Genomic DNA, 19,076 nt, shown 5'->3' on the forward strand with positions numbered 1-19,076 from the left:
AGCACCAAACAAGAAGGAGATAAGTCTATGTTGGAATTCAGATTACTAGAGGATAGCGATATACCGTTAATTGAAATTTGGCTGAAAAAGGAACATGTGAAAAGATGGTATGAAATACCAGATTGCGGGATTACGATTGACGACTGGATATCTGAAATTAAAGAATACAAAGGTGAATTTCAATGGATAACTTATCTCATTGTTATGAGGAACGGCCTTCCTCTTGGAATGTGTCTGTACTATAAATGTGCCGATAGTGAAAATGAAGACTTTGGAACATTGCCGCTGTCCGGCTCATACTCATAGCATCTTATTATTCTTCCAGGTTAGCTTGGTTAAACAGGAGGTACATATGATAACTATATCAGGATTTTCAGCTGATACAATAATAGCAATTCTAGGATTAGCTGCAACAATTGTTATTGCCATCGTTGGGGGAATCTATGCCATAATTACGAATACAAAGAAATATGAGCTGACTGAAAACTATAGAAAAGAACTCCTGAATTGGTATACATCGGTTGCAGATGTTATGATTCAACTAATTCATTTCCCCCAGGACAATAATTTTTCCCGTCCCGAATTTATACTTCAGAGAAAAGAACTGCTATCCAGTTTATCGTCATTAACCGAGGTGGGTCGCTTTTATTTCCCTAATGTTATAAAAAATGATAATTTCGGCATGTATAAGCCATCGGCCTATCAGGGATACCGTCATATCAATCTAGAGTTCCTATTATATTTTTATCAGCTTGCGTCTAAAGAGGATTATAAGAAGTATACTTCGCTATTATGGAAACTTGAACGACAGTTTACCTCTGTCATATTCGATATGATTGAACCCAGAAAAAGAAATAAAGAATACTCAAAATATTTGGCATTAGTAATTCCGGATGGACAGTCAATTGAAGATTACCTGGAACAGAATCCGGATCAGATAAATGTATTTAGAAAGTAGGCTTATCCATCCAGCCCCCGAAGCTCTCATAAAACCCGGGGGCATTTATCACACTATAACCGGTCAGCCCAACCGCTTAATCGCCGTTTCGGCCCAGGCGGAATCCTTCAGGATTGCCCGGCACACACCGATCATATCTGCTTTATTCTCCCGAAGCATCTGTTCCGCGCTCTCCGCTTCCACGATTCCGCCTGTAAGGATTACCGGAATCGAGATCTTATCCTTGATTGCTTCCGTTATCTCACTGAAATATCCCGGTTCGCTGGTATCCGGCCGGATATAGCCGCAATGACCGCCGGAAATGTCGATCAGATCAATTCCCGCTTTCTCAAAAGCCTCGGCAGCTTTCACACTATCTTCAATTGTGCTGCCTCCGTCTCTGTAGTCGCAGGCCCCAAGCCGAAGCGCAACCGGATAGTCATTTCCCACAGCTTCTCTTACTGCTTTAATCACCTGTAAATGAAACTTAATTCTTCCCTCTATCGTACATCCTGAGTATTCATCTGTTCGTTTGTTCGTAAGCGGCGAATAAAATTGATTGAGCAGATAGCCGTGCGCAGAGTGGATCTCGACTCCGTCAAATCCGGCCTTTTTGGCCCGCATCGCCGCGGCCGCGAACGCCGTGATCACTTCTTCTATCTCCTCCACCGTCATAGAATGCGGCACCTCATCCGGCGCCTTTCCCCTAGGCGCGGGCACTGAACTGGCGCTGATGATCGGGTACCCTGAGATTTCTTTTGATGTGGAGCCGCCCGCGTGATTAAGCTGTGCAAAGACTTTGCTTCCGTTATTATGCATGACCGAAACCAGTCTTTTCAATCCTTCCCCGGCACTATCGTCCGCAATGGAAAGCTGTCCCGGGCTTGCTTTCCCGTCCGGGCGAATATAGCTGTGCTCCGTAATGATAAGACCGATATAGCCGCTGCAGGATTTCTCATCGTAGTAGTCACACAATTTATCCGTCACCAGCCCGTCCTCCGCTGACAGTGCTGTTGCCATCGGCGGCATCACCAGCCGATTGCTTATTTCTGTTGTACCTACTGATATTGGTGTATTCAACTGACTCATAATGCTTCTCCTTTATCCCTGTTCCGGGTACGTCTTATACGTTAAATCGGGTGTTTACCTGTTTTCTTTTATTCTAAATTCCGTCTGAATAGAAGTCAAACCAAATGATACCGCTGCAGCTTTATGATATTCTAAATTCATGTTTTATGATATACAAAAAAGAACGTGGATTACAGATTATTCTCATGCGAAAGGGGGATGAATTCTTCTTAAAAATAAGAAAAAAGCCGCTCATTTTTCCGCTGCCGTCTTTGATAACTGATAGAACCGGTGCTCACTCCGACAGGCACTCGTGGCGTGTGATACCGATCATCTTGTGCAGCTGTGTTTTCAGAAAATTAATCCCCTTGCCGCTGGAAAGCGCTCCAAATGTCGCGCTTTCCCAGTTCAGCGGAATCGACTCCCCTGACTGGGTGTCCAGAAGAATACTCTTGGGCTGGTAAACCGCGCTGCCTTCTTCATCGGCCACGGTAAAAAAGCACCGGTGAATGGCCTCCGCAAAATCCTTCTCATCCGGCAATACATTTCTTTCCAGCACCACCGACCGGAGGAACTCACACAATATCCCATACAGGTCAAACAAAATATCAATCCCCATTGTCTTGGTCAGCACATGCCGGGAGCTGTCCCATGCTTCCGGATAGCACATTTTCCAGGCGTTGAAATAGATCTGAATGGCCTCTGCTTTCTGGGAAAAGGTGCTGTAATTAAAGCCGTTTTCCACATTGGCCCGGAGCCATTTTTCCAGCAGGCTCTGCATTTTGCTGGCGCTGACATAAGCCCGGGGCAACGATTTATTTCTTGGCCCATCAAACATTTTGATCCGCTCATAAAAAGCCCCCGAATTGCTGTTTAAGTCATTCATCAGGCTGAACGCCGTATTTTCCTCTTCCGTCATCAGGCCGGAAAGGTTACGCATTGCGTTGGTATGTATCGCCGAGGGCTTTTCCTGATAACAGTTTATTCCCGCAAAAGCCTCCGCCATCTTGCGCAGATCCAGATCAAGATACACGCTGGCCGGGAAGGGATAATCCATCTGTTCAGCTACATAGGCTCCTTCCGTGCGGTGATGGCCATCGATCATATATCCCAGCAGCACCTTTTCCGGAGAGAGCAGATAACCGTCCTCATCCGTCTCACAGGAGGTCAGAAAAGTGCGAAATTTCCTTAAACTTATAGTAAGAACGGCTACGGCTTCCTCACCGTTATTGGCGCTCTCCAGAGGGGAAAGATTCAAAAATGAGCTTTCATTGCATTTAAGGGTAACGACAATGGCGTTGGGAAATCCATAATTGCCCTGCATCAGGTGCTCCTGTATTTCGGATACCTTTTTGGTAACCAGAGCGCGTTGAATACCTTCCGGATTTTCCAGATTGCGGGGCAGCCGGCAGATCAGGGCCTGCAGAAAGCAGGTTGTCAGTTTACAGGTATAAAGTTTTCTCCGGTCATTCTGGTTTATCCGGATCATGGGGACCGACATAACCTCCCCATTCTGTTCAATCAGATGATCCACCATGTCTAGTATGTCTTGTTTGTTTTTACTTTTCGTCAAATCCTTCTTCATTTGTGCCCCTCCTTTTGAGATCAATTATTTGAGATATTTCTTCTCAATATCACAATATCAACCATCCGTTCTCATGTCAACAGCTTTTGCGGTTTTTTTCTCAATTTCGTGATTCAACGAGATAAATTGTGGTTTAGACACTGTCTTTTATCTTTTTTTGATCAAATCTCTTCCTATCAATCGTAATTAATTGCGGCAGCTTCACAGATCAGTTATAATAAAAATATGATCGAACAGGAAAAAACCAATTAGCAGAAATTTTTGATGTTTTATTGTTGTGTTTTAGCTTGTCCAGATCAGATATTAGTTGACAAAAGCAATGTCGCTTATTTCAGAACAGCCATTAGGAAAATCTATTGTTCACGAGGAAATGGATATTAGAATGAAAATAGAACAACATTTACAGGAAATAACAAAACAGCTATGGCATACCTATTTACTGGACCCTACTGCAGAAAGTTATGAAAATCTGCTTACAATTTGTTGTGAAGATATCACTATGATAGGTACCGGCAGGCACGAAATTTACCGTACCATGGAAGAAATAGCAGGCTATCTTGGCAGAAACCAACAGGAAGCAGCACATATCCGTTTTGAGCTGATGGATGAGTGGTATGAAACTCAGATGATTCGGGACGATGTGGGGCTGGTAATCGGCGGAATCTGGGTCAGAGAGCGTTCGGAAACTTCGGGCGGAAGCCTGATCGAAATGGATACACGGTTCAGTTTACTCTACGCAAAGGACAGCGATGGCTGTTGGAAGCTGGAACATCTTCATCACTCCATGCCGTATTTTGACCAGGAGCAGAATGAGTATTATCCGAAGGCGCTGTCCACCAAAGTGCGGGAAGCTCTGGAACTGGTGGAGCTGTTTAAAAAACGTTCTGAACTGGATCTGATGACAGGCATTTACAACCATGAGTCGTTCCGCTTGCAGGCCCAAAACCTGTTTCATGAAAACTCGGAATGCTGCCTTTATATTCTGGATCTGGACAATTTCAAGCAAATCAATGACACGTACGGGCACCGCGCGGGGGATTCTCTGTTGAAGCTCCTGGCACGTATCCTCCAGAAACAGTTTCAGCGGAATTGTATCGTGGGACGGATCGGCGGGGATGAATTTGTCATCTTCGAAACCGGCAGCTGTGACCGGAAAACTTGTGAAAAACGCCTGGAAGCAGTCCGTCAGGAATATATGTCCGAAGCAGAGCCGCTTGTGGACAGCAAAATCACCAGTTATTCAGTTGGAATCTCCAGGAAAAGCAGTGCCACACCCACCTATGAAGATCTGTTCCAGAGTGCTGATAAGGCACTCTATGCGGCAAAGAATATGGGCAAGGGGACATTAGCCTGGTACGATGCCGGAGGTTGATTCCAGCTTTCAAAATACAAAGCGGGTAAGCATCTCTCTGAGCCTTCCCCTATACGAATAAAAAAGCCTGCGGTTATTTCCCCCAGGCTTTTTTGATTCTATTGCGCGTTCCATTTTCTGTTATGCAAATGGCTCTTTTCCCGGCCTGTGAATATTGATTTCATCCACCACACCGTTAGTATTCCGGTGCTCCAGGAAATAAAGCACCACATCCGCGATATCCTCCGGCACCATAAGCCCGGAAGCGTCCAGATCCGGTCTTGTCTCCTTTACCATCTCTGTATAAACACCGCCCGGACAGATCACATGAACGCGGACGTTGTCTTTGTACAGCTCATTGGCAATGGTTTTGGACAGTCCATACAGCGCATGCTTGGACGCTGCATAAGCAGCCTGGTATGGATAACCCTTGTGTGCTACAACAGAACATACGTTAATGATTGTTCCAAGCCCGGATGCTTTCAGTTCATCCAACGCATGTTTGCACATTAAGAACGGTGCACGCACATTTGTCCCCAAAATGGTATCAAATAATTCGGTAGAGATTTCCTGGAACGGATTGCTCTGTGCAAGCCCCGCGTTATTAATCAGGAAATCTATTCCGCCCAGCTCGTTCTTTGCCGTCTGTATCACAGACGATATATATGTTTCCTCCAGCAGATCCCCCGCGCAGACGATAACTTTCACGCCAAACGCCCTGCCGGTCTCGGCCGTATCTTTAAGCTTCTTCTCATTCCTTCCGCAGATTACCATATTGACTCCGGCCGCCGCCAGATTAAGCGCGATGCTCTTACCGATCCCGCCGCCGGCTCCGGTGATTACCGCCCGTTTTCCCTGAAGATCCATTTTCATAAACAAGCCCCCGTTTCTTTTTTCTTAAAGTATAGCACACTCCGTCAGTCCCGTACAGGTTTAGTCAAGAGGCTGTGTATCCGGGTCCAGCCCGCAGAAGAACTGCATAACCCTCTGGATTGCGCCGTCCCAGAACAGCCAGGTATGCGCCCCCTGCCACTCCATATATTTCACCGGATAGCCGATCCGATCGCAGGCCGCCTTGAAATCCCGGTTGGCTTTCAGAAGGAAATCTTCTGTACCGCATACCTGAATCAGTTTTGGCTTTCTTTCCAGGGCAGATGCCCCGCGGATTAATTCTATCGGCTTTTCTGAAGACAATATATTCAGATCCGCGCCGAACACGGCATATTTTTCTCCGGGAAAGAACAGTGCCTCCTCCAGGGAAACGCCTTTATCCGCTTCCAGCAGCCCGCCCACATCCAGCGCACCCGACAGACAGCCGATTCCGCCGAACCGTTCCGGGCGGGAAAGGCCTGCTTTTACTGCCCCGTACCCACCCATGGACTGCCCGGCTATAAAAGTCTTTTCCCTTGTATCCGGAAGCCTGAGCCATCTTCCCAGCAGTTCCGGCAGTTCATCCGCGATGTATGTAAAATAGGGCTGTCCCAGCCTCATATCCGTATAGAAGCTGCGTCCGGCTTCCGGCATAACCACGATAAAATTATACTTCTTGGCATAGTATTCCAGTTTTGTAAAGCGCGTCCAGGCCGAAGCATTGTCGGAGAGTCCATGGAGCAGATAAAGTACTGAGGGTTCCCCTGTAATCAAATGCGCGGACTCGCTGGATTCGTCCGGAAAAATCACGTTTACCTGTGTGTTCAGTTTGAGTGCATGTGAAAAGAGATCTCCTGTAAAAAAGCCCATAGTTTCACGTTCCTTTCCAAAAAAGTTTAGCCAGACAGCCCTCTCTGCGGGCTGTCTGGCTGATCATGCTTACATCTTTATGAATCAGGACTGCATTCCCAAAATGACAACTACCGCCAGGGCAACGAAGCAAACACCAATAATGATATTCAGTGCTCTGACCGAAAGCGGAATCTTACTATAGAGCCGTTCCTTCGCGGCATCCAGTCCCGGCGATTTGCTTACCCTCTCCGGCGCCCGCTCCTCTTCGATGATCTGTTCCGGAACCTCTTCTGCCGTCACAGGCATCACGTCCCGGTCGCTTACCAATGCTGCTTTTTCCTGTAATGTCATATGGTCACCACTGCCTTTCCTGATCTGAGATATTCCTTCATGGATTAGGTTGTCAAAAGCACCCTAATCTGTACAGGAATCTCTCCGTATAACGTGCTCTGTTATTTCTTCTTCACATATTTACGAACATCGATAGCAACTGCAATAATGATAATGAGGCCACGGGCTATATACTGATAATAGGAGCTTACACCCAGGAAGTACAGACAGTAGTTGATTGTCTGCAGAATGATAACACCTAATATTACTCCGGGGATCGTACCAACGCCTCCGGCGAAGGATACGCCGCCGATAACACAGCCTGAAATGGCATCGAATTCATATTGCTGTCCGGTTGTCGCCGTTACCGTACCGATACGAGAAGCCTCCAGGAAGGAGCCGGTGCCGACACAGATGCCGGAAAGGATAAAAATTAACATTATGTACAGCTTGATATTAATACCGGAAACGGTTGCCGCTTCCATATTGCCGCCGATAGCGAACATGTTCTTGCCCAGAACCGTTTTATTCCAGACTATATACATAATGACAGCAACAATAATCATATACAAAATCAAATATGGTATCTTCACCCCGAATATGTTAAAGGAACCCTTTACAAAGGTATCGTATCTCGGGTCCAGGCTGGAGATAGGCTGGCCGTTATTGCCGCCCATATCCATGAATAAACAGAGCAGGCCGTATGCCGCCAGCTGAATACCAAGAGAAGCGATAAACGCATGCATATTCAGGAAAGCCACACAGAAGCCAATGATTGCCGCAAAGATAACTGCGACACAGACACTTGCCGCCCAGCCGGCTACCAATGGAACCTTGCCAAGACTGGGGAACATTTTAGAAGCATAATCCTGGGACTGAAGCAATGCGGCTGATACCGCACAACAACATCCAACAACACGGCCGGCCGAAAGGTCGGTACCATTAATGATAATCAATCCGCCGATACCCATTGCAATGATGGAACGGGTAGAAGCCATCGTCAGGATATTAGTAATATTTCTTGCAGAAACAAATTTTGGTTCTAATACAATAGTAACAATTAATATAGCAACCAGGATAAGATATAGCGAATTATTCAGCAATATCTCTTTAACCGGCGTTTTTGTTTTAGTACTGGCAGCTGCTTTACTCATACTATTCTTTCCCTCCTTATCAAATATACTTAACGGAAAGTCGCATGATTTCTTCTTCGTTCATGTCTTCCCCTTCTACGATACCGGCCAGCCGGCCATTACTCATAACTGCTATCCTGTTGCATACGCCCAGCAGCTCCGGCATTTCTGAAGAAACGAATATAACTGATTTGCCCTGTTTGGCCAAATCAATAATCAATTCATAGATCTCATACTTGGCACCTACATCAATGCCTCGTGTAGGTTCATCCAGCAAAAGGATATCCGGGCTGATCAGAAGCCATCTGGCAATAATAACCTTCTGTTGGTTACCGCCGGAAAGGTTCTGGATCTTTGCCTTCTGACTCGGGGTTTTGGTGCTTAACGCCTCGATCATCTGCTGGGTGTCTTCCTGCATCTTCTTGGAGGAAAGCAGACCGCCTTTTTTATAGCTTCTGATATTGGCAATTACTGTGTTAAACGTAATATCCGCCTGAGGAAAAATTCCGGTTGCACGCCGCTCTTCCGTCAGATAGGCAAAACCATTTTTCAATGCAGACTGGCTGCTGTGATTGACAATCGGCTTTCCTTCTTTGATCAGTTCACCGCTGCTGTGATGAGCCACACCAAAAATCGTCTCCAGCAGTTCCGTTCTTCTGGAACCGACCAGTCCTGAAATTCCCAGAATCTCTCCTTTATGAAGCTCAAAGGATACATCCTGGCAATTCGGCGGATACATGCCGGTCAGATTCCTCACCTCCAGCATAACCTCCTCGGACACCACATTGGTTCTGGGAGGATACCGGTTGGAAAAATCACGTCCGACCATATTCTTGATAATTAAGTCTGTAGTCAGATTCTCCGTCGTCTCTGTAACGACATTTCTGCCGTCTCTCATGATGGTAACTTCATCTGATATTTTTAAAATCTCGTCTATTTTATGGGAAATATAGATAATTCCGACTCCCTGGTCCCGCAGCATCCGGATGATTTCAAACAGTTTATCTGTTTCCTCCGTGGACAGGGAAGAGGTAGGTTCGTCCAAAACTAAAATCTTTACATTATAGGAAACTGCTTTCGCAATCTCAATCATCTGCCGCCTGGAAACCGAAATTGTCGATAGTTCCTGTTTGGGATCTACATCCATACTCAGCTGATCCATTAACGCTTTCGTATCATCATACATTTTTTTATGATTGATAAGGCCCGCCTTTAACGGAAAGCGTCCCAGCCAGATGTTTTCCATGACATTTCTTCGCAGTACCTGATTCAGCTCCTGATGCACCATGGATACTCCATGCACCAGAGCATCCTTGGGGTCTGAATACTCGGTTTCATTTCCTTCTATCAGGATCGTTCCGGCATCCTTTTTATATAGTCCAAAAAGGCATTTCATCAGAGTACTTTTTCCGGCCCCATTTTCTCCCATCAGCGCGTGAACCGTGCCTTTTCTCAGTTTGAGACTAACATGGTCGAGTGCCTTAACACCGGGAAAAGCCTTTTCAATGCCATCCATTTCCAAAAGATATTTTTCTTCACTCATACCAACACATCGCTTTCATCGCATTCTTATATAAGCGGAAGGTGCCCCGCCATGCAAAGCAAGACACCTTCCACAGATTGGCTGACATCTAATATTTACTGTTTTGTATATGCAGCATAATTGATACGTACGGAAGCATTATCACCGTCAAATATAGTTAAACCGTAATCTGCAACTGCTTCTTTCTTAGTCATACCGTTTGCAAAGCGAATTGCCAGCTCTACATTTGTCTTAGCCATTGCATCGCCGTCCTGCTTAACAGTACCCTGCATCTTGCCGTCGTCGATCAGCTGAACTCCTGCGTCAGTTGCATCAACACCAAATACGAGAACCGAAGGATCTCCTTCTTTGCCGGTGTTATAGCCAATTGCGTTCAGAGCAGCTACAACGCCCTCAGCCATGGAATCGTTGTTACAGAAAACAACTTCGATTTCATCTTCATGTGTTCCAAGGAAAGCAGTCATAGCTTCCTGTGCCAGGGTAGCATCCCAGTTACACAGATAGTTATCAGCTAATTTTTCAAATTTATAGCCCTTATCCTCAGCACCTTCAATACAATACTGGGAACGGTCCAGTGCTTCCTGAGATTCCGGGGAACCCTGGAATACAACACACTGAGCTACGCCATCTTTGTTGCGGTCAAAGCCGTTGCCGTCCTTGCCCCAGAACTGTTCGAACAAATCAGCCTGCATATAGCCGGCTTCTGGTGAGTTGGTTCCTACAAATACGGTGGTGTCTTCCTTCTCCAGCAGTTCCAGCTTATCCGGCTCATGGTTGAAGAATACAACCGGGATGCCGGCTTCCACCGCTGAATTCAGGATACCCTCGGAAGCGGACACATTAACAGTCTGAACAATCAGGCAGTCAACACCCTTGGAAAGAAGGGATTCCAGCTGTTCATTCTGAGTAGCCTGGGAATCGTTGGCATCCATGATCTCATAATCAATGCCGGCTTCTTTCATGTACTTCTCCATATTGGTACGTACGGTTGTGGTATATGTATCACTGAATGTACGGATCAGCACGCCAAATTTTAATTTCTTACCGGTATCTGCCTTGTTTCCCTCGTCGGTCTTGTCGGCCTTATCTTCTGTGCCCTGTTTGTCACCGTCCGTGCTAACAGGAGCATCGTCCTTGGCACAGGCAACTAATGACAGCATCATACATAGTACCAGCAGCAAGCTTAAGATCTTTTTTGTTTTTTTCTTCATGTTACGTCCTCCTAATCTTATTGAAAGGTTTTTTCAGTCCCTGTTCTTATTTCATATTCTTCTCCACTTAAAAAAATATCCCATTAAAACAGGTTCTGAATGAGCGTGGGGTAGCGCAGAATATTACGGTCCTTCACCTATTCCGCTATAGTTATCAATCCTTTTTATCACGTCACGATATATTATGTGTCTTAATTATACTTCCCTGCACAATACATGTCAATATTTTTTGACAGAAATTTTCATTTAAACCCACATCATTTCATTCTTTGCGGTATCATTCTTTGTTTATAGCTACTACTCTCTAATTTATGCACTATATTCAGACATTATTACATGGTTAATTTAACGATAAATATTTAACATTTTCTTTTTCTTATATTTTTTTATTCTCTTCTTGCTTTTTATATCATGCCGTGATATAGTCAGGCTAATAAGATATCTTCACAGGTTGAAAGATGTCGCCGACGGGCGGATTTCATAAGCCGGCTATCACCGCAAAATGGCTGTAAAGCCTCCTAACCGGAGAAGTTTATTCAGGGAACCCCCTTCCATATGTTTATGTCTGCCGCTTTTGGGGGGCATCGTATTCCGTCCTTTCATTATTACTGTTTTATTCCTGCCTATTTTATTTTTATGGTTTCTCGTGATAAAATATAGGAATCACCTTCAGGAAAGGAACACGACCTATGAATATAACTCTTGCAATTGAAGATAAAGCGAATACGGTGAATAAGAATTCCATTAAAGTTCAGACTGCCAGGAAGGTATTCCGGACAATTCAGAAATACGGACCGATTGAACGAAAGCAGATCCAGGAACATACGAATTTAAGCTGGGGAGCTGTATCCCAGTCTACCAGCATGCTTATCCGTTCCGGTATTTTGGTACAGAACTCGAATCCCACAGGCCATGTGGGGAAGATTCCTTATACGGTGGATATCAATACCGATGATAACTATCTTGTTGGTATTGATCTTCACACTTCTATGGTTAAGGCCCTTCTGTTCAACCTGAAAGGAGAAGTTCTGGAATCCCGTATTGCCGCTATTTTAAAGCCGGAGGCTGTCATCCATCAGCTGATTACTGTTGTCGATTCCCTCCTCGCTTCCTATATTCATATTAAAAATATATTGTTAATCGGTTTTTCGGCCCCGGGCAATATCGACAGTGAACGGGGAATTCTGAAATATCTGGTATATCAGCCAAGCTGGAAGAATCTGGAAATTGTAAGCGCGCTGGAATCCCGGTTTCAGATACCCACCTTTATGTTCCACGATCCGGATTGTATCATTATGGCCGAGAAATATTTTGGAATAATTTTTCAGGAAAGGTATAAGAATGCTTGTGCAGTATATCTGGATGGCGGAGCAGGTATGTCAACGATGATAAATTCAAAGATTTTCACCAGCCGCGGCAATAACAGCGGCGAGCTTGGCCATACAACCGCTGTCCCCGGCGGCACTTTGTGTAACTGCGGCAAACGCGGCTGCCTGGAGATGTACGTATCTAAGCACGGTATCGTCCAGCAGTATGCAGAAGCTCTGAACAGGGGTGAAGCATCTAATTTTACCCAGAGTACCTTTGACATGAATTATGAATCGATCCGTCTCAGCGCGGAACAGGGTGATCCTCTGTGCCGCAGATTATTTCTCCAGGCCGGTGAATTGATGGGAAGGGCTTTTGCTTCTCTGGCCTCCATCCTGGAACCAGAAGCAATTATTCTGTATGGTGATCTGATTAACCACAGAGAAGTGTTTCAGGACATCCTGGAAGAGACGTTTCAGAATGAAAAATATCCGCACTCTACAACAAAGCTCCTCTATTCCAAGTTAGACGGCTCGGCTCCCTCTCTGGGCGCGGCCTTCTATTCCTTTGATCTGATGCTGGATAATTTTCTGGCACGGGCACTGGAATATGGCGGCCGGCAGCAGAAAGCAGAATCCAGGGAGGCTGTCCTGGCGTAAGATCGTCTGGCTATTTCATTCGCAGACAACTGCAGCCAGACGCAGACCGACAGCAGTTATTTCCCGGACAGTGGGGTCCTGGAAGTAAGTGTCCGTATCAATCCTCGCACGTATATTTGGATTCACTGTCAGTCTGCTCTGGCGTAGATGTCAGCATCTTTATGCGGCATTGCAGTTATCATATATGGAATGGGTTTTTACCATTTCGTCACGGAACAATTAGAAGCTGCAGGGTATTCTCTGCATTTCAGACCGCCTTAATGCAGGTCTGCTTCAGGAAAGGAATGGGTAAGTAAATGGATAAGAGAAATGCAATCAAGTTGGGCGTTGTTCCCACAAGAAGGAATCTTTCCGGTGAGTTTTTCTGTAATCTGGATGTGGCACAAAAGGGCAAAAAAGATACAGAAGCGAAGTTGCGTGAAATGGGGATTGATTTTGTAAATATTGATTTTCTGAATGATGAGGGCCTGATTTACAGTGGTCTGGACGCACAGAAGGTTGCCGACTATATGCTGGCAAATAATGTGGATGCAATTTTTGCTCCTCATGTTAATTTCGGAACTGAGGATGCTATCGCAAAGGTCGGCAAACTGGTAGGCAAACCTCTGCTTCTCTGGGCGCCAAGAGATCCTTCTCCCGATGAATACGGCAATCGCTGTACAGACAGCCAGTGCGGTCTGATGGCAACCGGCAAGATTCTCCGTCAGTTCGGAGTTCCCTATACATATATGACCAACTGTACCTTTGATGACCCGACTTTCGAACGTACAATGAATACGTTCCTGGGCGCTGTTTCTGTTGTCAGGGCAATGACCAATCTGCGCATCGGCCAGATCGGTACAAGACCGGAACCGTTCTGGTCTGTTAAATGCAATGAGCTTCAGCTTCTGGAACAGTTCGGGATTGAAGTTGTCCCGATTACCATGATTGAGATGCAGCAGCGTTTCGATGATTATCTGAATAACAGAAAAGAAGAACTGGAACCGGTTGTTCAGCACTACAGGGATGATTTTGATGTTCAGGTCGGTGAGGAATATCTTTACCGTGTAGCTGCTCTGAAATGCGCCATCAAGAGCTGGGCTGAGGAAATGCAGGTATCGGCCATCGCTTCCAGCTGCTGGGATGCCATGAGGTCCATGACGGGTATTGCTTCCTGCTTTACCTTCTCGGAACTGACCGACGAGCATCTGCCGGTTATCTGCGAATGTGATATCCACGGAGCTATTACTTCCGTTATTGCTCAGGCCGCTACCAGATGGACGAAAGCTTCCTTCTTTGCCGATATCACCATCCGTCATCCGGAAAATGACAATGCAGAGCTGTTCTGGCACTGCGGCGTATTCCCGAGATCTACGGCAAGCAGCAAAAAGAAACCGCAGATTGGCTGCAACTTCGATGAAAACCGTCCTGCAGTAGGCAATTTCCTCATTGAGGACAGCGCTGTAACTGTAGTACGTTTTGACTGTTCCGATGATAAATATTCTCTTCTGGTTGCGGAAGGAAAGACTGTTCCGGGGCCTGCTACCAAGGGAACCTATGGCTGGATCGAATTTAAGGACTGGCCGAAACTGGAGCATAAGGTTGTAACCGGACCGTATATCCATCATGTGGCTGGTGTACACGCTTCCATTGCTCCGATCGTCTATGAAGCATGTAAGTACATTCCGGCTCTGACTCCGGATATGGCTGAACCGACAGAAGAAGAAGTTCAGGCTATGTTAAGATAAGATTTGAGCTGGTAATTTACAGGAAAGCCACCTTATACAGGTGGCTTTCCTTGACAAAGCGATAGAAAGGGAGGAAATCATGCAGTTTAAAAAAGAACCTTTCGGCAAAACTGCCGAAGGAAAACAGGTTTACCTTTATACTATTACCAACAATCATCAGATGACCGTTACACTGTGCAACATCGGCTGTGCGGTAGTTTCCATTCTGGTTCCCGATAAAGACGGCATTATTCAGGATGTGGCTCTGGGGTTTGACACCGCCGATGAATATGTTCACAGCCCAACCTGTTTTGGTGTGGTAGTGGGCCGGTACGGAAATCGTATTCACCGGGGAGAATTCCAGTGGAACGGTAATACAATTTCTCTGGAAAAAAATGACGGCAGCAACCATTTGCACGGCGGTTCCAACGGTTACGCGTACCGTTACTGGGACTGTGTGGAGGAAAAAGAGGACGGCGTGGTATTCCGCCTGTTCAGCCCGGACGGCGACAGCGGCTATCCGGGAGACCTGACCGCAACCGTTTCCTATACACTGACCGAGGAGAATGAACTGGTTCTGGATTACCACACAGAGACAACGAACGAGACGATCTGCAATCTGACCAATCACAGCTACTTTAATCTAAATGGCGCGGGTTCCGATACGATCTGCAATCATATCATGAAGATCAACGCGGACGCTATCACCGAGGTGGACAGTGAATTTATCCCCACCGGCACGCTGCTGCCTGTAGCAGGGACTCCGCTGGACTTTACTTCGGAAAAAGAAGTGGGCAAGGATATTGATGATCCCTACCCACAGATACAGATGGCGGGCGGATTCGATCATAACTATGTACTGAACCAGAACGAAGAACCTGCCGCAGTCGTGTATTCTCCTGTTACCGGTATCCAGTGGAGCGTAACCACGACCAGCCCCGGCGTTCAGTTCTATTCCGGTAATTTCCTGAATGGCACGGCAAAAGGCAAAAACGGATATTATCATCCGCGGCGCAGCGGGCTCTGCCTGGAAACCCAGCTTTACCCGGATTCCATCAATCAGCCCGCCTTTCCATCCTGTGTTGTGACAAAGGATTCCCCGCAGAATTTTAAAACAGTATGGAAATTCTCGATTCGTTAAAAGGAGGAATGACTGTGGAAAGACAATATGATGTAATCAGCATCGGATTTATCGCACAGGATATTCTGATGACCAATATCCCTAAGGATGCCCTGGAGCGGGATGCCAGCACAGCGGATCAGGTTATCTTCTCCTCCGGCGGAGATGCCAACAATGAGGCTGTTACTCTGGCGAGACTGGGGGATAAGGCGGCCCTGTTGGTAAAGATCGGTACGGACACCGTAGGAAATACGATCTATGACGGTCTGAGCGAGGAACCCCTGGATCTATCCCTTATTATCCGGGATGACAGGGCCAGGATGCCCCTGGCCATCTGTGTGATCCAGCCGGATGGGAACCGCTCTTTCCTTCTGGGTATGGGAAAGGATTATTTCCTGACGCTGGAAGATGTGGATCTCTCACTGGTACAGAAGGCCCGGGCAATCACAGTAGGAAGCCTGTTCAGTCTGGAACGCCTGGATCACGGCGGTATTACCGCAATTTTCAAGGAAGCCCGGAAGTACGGTACGATTACCATCGCCGATATGACCGCGGATTTAAAGAAAATCGGTCCGGAGGCGATTTCCGATGTGTACCCCTACACCGACTTTATGATGCCGAGCCTGGAGGAAGCAACCTATGTAACCGGTGAAACCGACCCGGATAAGATTGCAGACTGGTTTCTGGCTGCGGGGGTTAAAAATGTCGTATTAAAATTAGGAGGGGACGGCTGCTTCGTAAAAAATGCACAGGAACGTTTTTATACAGATCCTTTTCAGATTGAGCCCGTGGATACCACCGGCTGCGGCGATAACTTTGTGGCAGGCTTTACTCACTGCCTGATCCGCGGCAAATCCCTCCGGGAATGTGCGGACTTTGCCTGCGGCGTGGGCGCGCTGAACGCTCTGGGAATCGGGGCCCATCTCACCGTAAAAAGTGAGCAGCATGTTCTGGATTTTATGAACAGTACTCCGCGTGCTGCATTAAACCGCGGCTAAAATTGGTTATTTTCTTTTTCTGATGGCACCATCCATTTCCAGGATGCGCGTCATTCATACCGCAGGCGGGCAGGACCTTCTGGTCTCTGCCCGCCTGTCTTTTGACTATATTATATATTCCCGCAGTTTAGCAGGCCAGCCTGCAATACTGCAATTATTCGTTTAAAACTTCATATAGGTCCGCGGATATTAATCTGCCGTTCACTTTAATCTCCATGATCTGTCTGGTCCGATAGAGCAGATAATCCGAACCCAGCCGTTCGATAAGAAGCTTCTGTAGCTGCTGTTTTTTCTGCCCGGGGCCCCCAAGAGCCGGCAATGCCTTTACAATCAGCGGCGTACCGGGTATTTCGTCCCATTTGGTCAGAATTCTACCGGCTTCAAAGTGAATCCGGATCAGCCGGGTATTCGGCGCTTCCAGAAAATCTATTTTAATCTTCAGAACGATTCTTCCTTCTTCATCCCTGGCAAAATCTCCCCGTGCTGCGATCCGGTAAACATCTTTCTTGATCCTTATCTCCTGATATTCAGCCCTGCCGATCCCCAGCAGCACCGGATAATCCGCATTTTCCTCCGCTATGGTGCACAGCAGGCACTTTCCTTTTCTTTCAAAGGAAAGCGTATGAATCCCCTCGGAATAATTGTTGTGTACCACCTGCATCATCAGAGGCAGGAAGGACGCCCGTGTATCCTCCATCTGATAACGCTTCCCATCCAGCCAGCGCAGCTGCTCTGCAAAGCAGTTTTTGCTCGGGCCTGCCTGCCTTACCTTTTTCCCCGGCCAGCCTCCCCGTTTCCGGCTAAACTCCGCCACCGAAGCATGGCCGGATAGTTTTTGTTCCAGGCTGATCAGCCGGGAATACTCCGCTGTATTTTCAGGCAGCTTGTCCTGCGGTTTAAAATCTCCGCCAAAGAACTCCAGGATAATTCGGATCATATTGCTGTCCATAAACATTTCATCATTTCCGGCAGTGGTGGCAACCACCATATCTTTCTCCGGATAGACTATGATATTCTGGCCCAGCATGCCATTAAAAATAAAACCTTTGTCGTCTCTCATTGTCCAGATCTGATATCCATAGTCACACAGATCTTCTTCCCTGGTCTTTATCTGTCTGCGGGTAGATTCTTTAATCCATTGTTCTGAGACCAGCTGCCTTCCCTTCCAGTTTCCCCTTTGCAGATACAGCTGACCGATCTTGGCCATATCCTCAAGCCTCAGATAAAGCCCCCAACCCCCTTTCTCAATTCCCCGGGGGCAGGTCTCCCAGTATGCCTTTCTGATATCCAAAGGTTCCCAGAGCCTGGGCCCCAGATATTCCATCAGCCCCTGCCCGCTTCTGATCTTAACTACCGCGGAGAGCAGATAGGAATTCATACTATTATAGTAGAATCTCTCTCCCGGCTCGAACTTTACCGCAGCCTCCAGGTATCCTGTCACCCAGTCTTCCTCCGTCACTGAGCCGCCCTCATTAAAAACGGTACCGCTGCTCATCATAAGCAGATGACGTACCGTGAGATTTTTATGGCGCAGCAGGGCAAAAGGAGATACCTTATAATTTAATATATCCAGCACCTTCTCATCCGGAGAAAGTTTTCCCTCGTCAATCAGCAGTCCGACTGCCAGACCTGTAATACTTTTGCTTAGGGAATACATAACATGCCATGTGTTTTGTTCGTAAGGCGCAAAAGAGGTTTCACAAATTACGTTTCCATTTTTCAGGACCATAATACCGTGAGCGTTAACTTCTCTGTCGTTCATCAGGCTGGTGAGGAAACGGCGCAGCAAGAAGGAAGAAATGCCCTGTGATTCCGGTGTACTTCTGGGCAGCGGCTCACCCGGATCTGCCTCTTTGTCAAAACGCATTTTCTGCGGTGTGTAGGGCAGAATCGGACTTACTTTGTTATCTCCTGCCATTATCATTTTCAACAGTTCTCTCGTCCCGTTTTTGGTCTTTGCCGCCATAATTTCCTCCATACCGAAGCATTTTAGCCAGCTGCCGCTTATCATTTAAAAATAAGTATCAAATATAGTTTCACACGATTACCTTCTTTTATCCACTGTAACATATTCCTGCTGCTTAATCCAATATTTTCCAGTATATCTCTTACTGAACTTTCCGATACTATTGGCAAATGGATTTTGGAAAGGAGTCATTGTTATGAAAGCAGTGCGTATTATTTCCTATATTTTAGTTATCATAGGAGCAATTAACTGGTTATTAGTAGGAGCATTCCGTTTCGACCTGGTTGCCTGGATCTTCGGTCAGATGTCTGTCATCTCCCGTATCATCTATTCTCTAGTAGGTCTGGCCGGTATCTATCTGATCTTTGACAACGGCTGGTTAGGTGACTGATCTTCTTGACCCTTGTGATTACTTATTTTTTGTGCTATAGAGAACACA

At 46.4% G+C, this 19,076-nt stretch carries 17 protein-coding genes; 8 read left to right on the forward strand and 9 right to left on the reverse strand.

Annotated features, from left to right (window positions below):
* The first annotated feature begins 27 nt into the window (after positions 1-27).
* Positions 28-306, forward strand: a complete 279-nt coding sequence (locus ABCW47_RS11620; protein WP_343210099.1) for a hypothetical protein — start codon at positions 28-30, stop codon at positions 304-306.
* Between the two features lie 46 nt (positions 307-352).
* On the forward strand, positions 353-958 hold the full coding sequence (locus ABCW47_RS11625) for a hypothetical protein (protein WP_343210100.1): 606 nt from the start codon (positions 353-355) through the stop codon (positions 956-958).
* A 63-nt stretch (positions 959-1,021) separates the two neighbouring features.
* Here ABCW47_RS11625 and ABCW47_RS11630 read toward each other — a convergent pair whose 3' ends face one another.
* Positions 1,022-2,026, reverse strand: a complete 1,005-nt coding sequence (locus tag ABCW47_RS11630; protein ID WP_343210101.1) for an NADH:flavin oxidoreductase — start codon at positions 2,024-2,026, stop codon at positions 1,022-1,024.
* Between the two features lie 274 nt (positions 2,027-2,300).
* Entirely contained in the window at positions 2,301-3,590 is a 1,290-nt protein-coding gene (locus ABCW47_RS11635) for a DGQHR domain-containing protein (RefSeq protein ID WP_343210102.1), read from the reverse strand.
* Positions 3,591-3,972: 382 nt separating this feature from the next.
* Between ABCW47_RS11635 and ABCW47_RS11640 the strand changes: the two genes are divergently transcribed.
* Positions 3,973-4,962, forward strand: a complete 990-nt coding sequence (locus tag ABCW47_RS11640; protein WP_343210103.1) for a diguanylate cyclase — start codon at positions 3,973-3,975, stop codon at positions 4,960-4,962.
* Between the two features lie 120 nt (positions 4,963-5,082).
* On the opposite strand, the gene ABCW47_RS11645 is transcribed toward ABCW47_RS11640, so the two are convergent.
* The 6 genes from ABCW47_RS11645 to ABCW47_RS11670 all read right to left on the reverse strand — a co-directional run bounded on the left by ABCW47_RS11645 (position 5,083) and on the right by ABCW47_RS11670 (position 10,880).
* The gene (locus ABCW47_RS11645; protein WP_343210104.1) at positions 5,083-5,814 is read right to left on the reverse strand and encodes an SDR family NAD(P)-dependent oxidoreductase; all 732 of its coding nucleotides are present in this window, start codon (positions 5,812-5,814) and stop codon (positions 5,083-5,085) included.
* A 60-nt stretch (positions 5,815-5,874) separates the two neighbouring features.
* Positions 5,875-6,681, reverse strand: coding sequence for an alpha/beta hydrolase (locus ABCW47_RS11650; protein ID WP_343210105.1), 807 nt, complete (start codon positions 6,679-6,681; stop codon positions 5,875-5,877).
* A gap of 84 nt (positions 6,682-6,765) precedes the next feature.
* Positions 6,766-7,014: a hypothetical protein gene (locus ABCW47_RS11655; protein ID WP_343210106.1), complete on the reverse strand. Its 249-nt coding sequence runs from the start codon at positions 7,012-7,014 to the stop codon at positions 6,766-6,768.
* Between the two features lie 101 nt (positions 7,015-7,115).
* Positions 7,116-8,147 (reverse strand): ABC transporter permease subunit, encoded by a 1,032-nt coding sequence (locus ABCW47_RS11660; protein ID WP_343210107.1) that lies wholly within the window; start codon positions 8,145-8,147, stop codon positions 7,116-7,118.
* Between the two features lie 19 nt (positions 8,148-8,166).
* Positions 8,167-9,669: a sugar ABC transporter ATP-binding protein gene (locus ABCW47_RS11665; RefSeq protein ID WP_343210108.1), complete on the reverse strand. Its 1,503-nt coding sequence runs from the start codon at positions 9,667-9,669 to the stop codon at positions 8,167-8,169.
* A 95-nt stretch (positions 9,670-9,764) separates the two neighbouring features.
* Positions 9,765-10,880 carry a galactose ABC transporter substrate-binding protein gene (locus ABCW47_RS11670; protein WP_343210109.1) on the reverse strand — a complete coding sequence of 372 codons (1,116 nt, stop codon included), beginning with the start codon at positions 10,878-10,880 and terminating at the stop codon, positions 9,765-9,767.
* A gap of 689 nt (positions 10,881-11,569) precedes the next feature.
* Between ABCW47_RS11670 and ABCW47_RS11675 the strand changes: the two genes are divergently transcribed.
* The 4 genes from ABCW47_RS11675 (at position 11,570) to ABCW47_RS11690 (ending at position 16,671) form a co-directional block, all read left to right on the forward strand.
* Positions 11,570-12,847, forward strand: a complete 1,278-nt coding sequence (locus ABCW47_RS11675; RefSeq protein WP_343210110.1) for an ROK family protein — start codon at positions 11,570-11,572, stop codon at positions 12,845-12,847.
* Between the two features lie 296 nt (positions 12,848-13,143).
* Positions 13,144-14,574 (forward strand): L-fucose/L-arabinose isomerase family protein, encoded by a 1,431-nt coding sequence (locus ABCW47_RS11680; protein WP_343210111.1) that lies wholly within the window; start codon positions 13,144-13,146, stop codon positions 14,572-14,574.
* Positions 14,575-14,653: 79 nt separating this feature from the next.
* Complete coding sequence (locus tag ABCW47_RS11685; RefSeq protein ID WP_343210112.1) at positions 14,654-15,694, forward strand: aldose epimerase family protein; 1,041 nt, start codon at positions 14,654-14,656, stop codon at positions 15,692-15,694.
* Positions 15,695-15,708: 14 nt separating this feature from the next.
* Positions 15,709-16,671 (forward strand): carbohydrate kinase family protein, encoded by a 963-nt coding sequence (locus tag ABCW47_RS11690; RefSeq protein ID WP_343210113.1) that lies wholly within the window; start codon positions 15,709-15,711, stop codon positions 16,669-16,671.
* 154 nt (positions 16,672-16,825) lie between these two features.
* Here the strand turns inward: ABCW47_RS11690 and ABCW47_RS11695 are convergent, their stop codons facing one another.
* Positions 16,826-18,637, reverse strand: coding sequence for a serine hydrolase domain-containing protein (locus ABCW47_RS11695; protein ID WP_343210114.1), 1,812 nt, complete (start codon positions 18,635-18,637; stop codon positions 16,826-16,828).
* A 196-nt stretch (positions 18,638-18,833) separates the two neighbouring features.
* On the opposite strand from ABCW47_RS11695, the gene ABCW47_RS11700 reads away from it, so the two are divergent.
* Positions 18,834-19,028, forward strand: a complete 195-nt coding sequence (locus ABCW47_RS11700; RefSeq protein WP_343210115.1) for a DUF378 domain-containing protein — start codon at positions 18,834-18,836, stop codon at positions 19,026-19,028.
* Positions 19,029-19,076 lie beyond the last annotated feature (48 nt).

The organism is Anaerolentibacter hominis, from assembly GCF_032380675.1.
In the GTDB taxonomy this organism is placed as follows: Bacteria; Bacillota; Clostridia; order Lachnospirales; family Lachnospiraceae; genus Anaerolentibacter; species Anaerolentibacter hominis.

Bases quoted from the DNA above. Each gene is read 5' to 3' on its own strand.
- ABCW47_RS11620 (WP_343210099.1), top strand. From the start codon at position 28: ATGTTGGAATTCAGATTACTAGAGGATAGCGATATACCGTTAATTGAA.
- ABCW47_RS11625 (WP_343210100.1), top strand. From the start codon at position 353: ATGATAACTATATCAGGATTTTCAGCTGATACAATAATAGCAATTCTA.
- ABCW47_RS11630 (WP_343210101.1), bottom strand. From the start codon at position 2,026: ATGAGTCAGTTGAATACACCAATATCAGTAGGTACAACAGAAATAAGC.
- ABCW47_RS11635 (WP_343210102.1), bottom strand. From the start codon at position 3,590: ATGAAGAAGGATTTGACGAAAAGTAAAAACAAACAAGACATACTAGAC.
- ABCW47_RS11640 (WP_343210103.1), top strand. From the start codon at position 3,973: ATGAAAATAGAACAACATTTACAGGAAATAACAAAACAGCTATGGCAT.
- ABCW47_RS11645 (WP_343210104.1), bottom strand. From the start codon at position 5,814: ATGAAAATGGATCTTCAGGGAAAACGGGCGGTAATCACCGGAGCCGGC.
- ABCW47_RS11650 (WP_343210105.1), bottom strand. From the start codon at position 6,681: ATGGGCTTTTTTACAGGAGATCTCTTTTCACATGCACTCAAACTGAAC.
- ABCW47_RS11655 (WP_343210106.1), bottom strand. From the start codon at position 7,014: ATGACATTACAGGAAAAAGCAGCATTGGTAAGCGACCGGGACGTGATG.
- ABCW47_RS11660 (WP_343210107.1), bottom strand. From the start codon at position 8,147: ATGAGTAAAGCAGCTGCCAGTACTAAAACAAAAACGCCGGTTAAAGAG.
- ABCW47_RS11665 (WP_343210108.1), bottom strand. From the start codon at position 9,669: ATGAGTGAAGAAAAATATCTTTTGGAAATGGATGGCATTGAAAAGGCT.
- ABCW47_RS11670 (WP_343210109.1), bottom strand. From the start codon at position 10,880: ATGAAGAAAAAAACAAAAAAGATCTTAAGCTTGCTGCTGGTACTATGT.
- ABCW47_RS11675 (WP_343210110.1), top strand. From the start codon at position 11,570: ATGAATATAACTCTTGCAATTGAAGATAAAGCGAATACGGTGAATAAG.
- ABCW47_RS11680 (WP_343210111.1), top strand. From the start codon at position 13,144: ATGGATAAGAGAAATGCAATCAAGTTGGGCGTTGTTCCCACAAGAAGG.
- ABCW47_RS11685 (WP_343210112.1), top strand. From the start codon at position 14,654: ATGCAGTTTAAAAAAGAACCTTTCGGCAAAACTGCCGAAGGAAAACAG.
- ABCW47_RS11695 (WP_343210114.1), bottom strand. From the start codon at position 18,637: ATGGCGGCAAAGACCAAAAACGGGACGAGAGAACTGTTGAAAATGATA.
- ABCW47_RS11700 (WP_343210115.1), top strand. From the start codon at position 18,834: ATGAAAGCAGTGCGTATTATTTCCTATATTTTAGTTATCATAGGAGCA.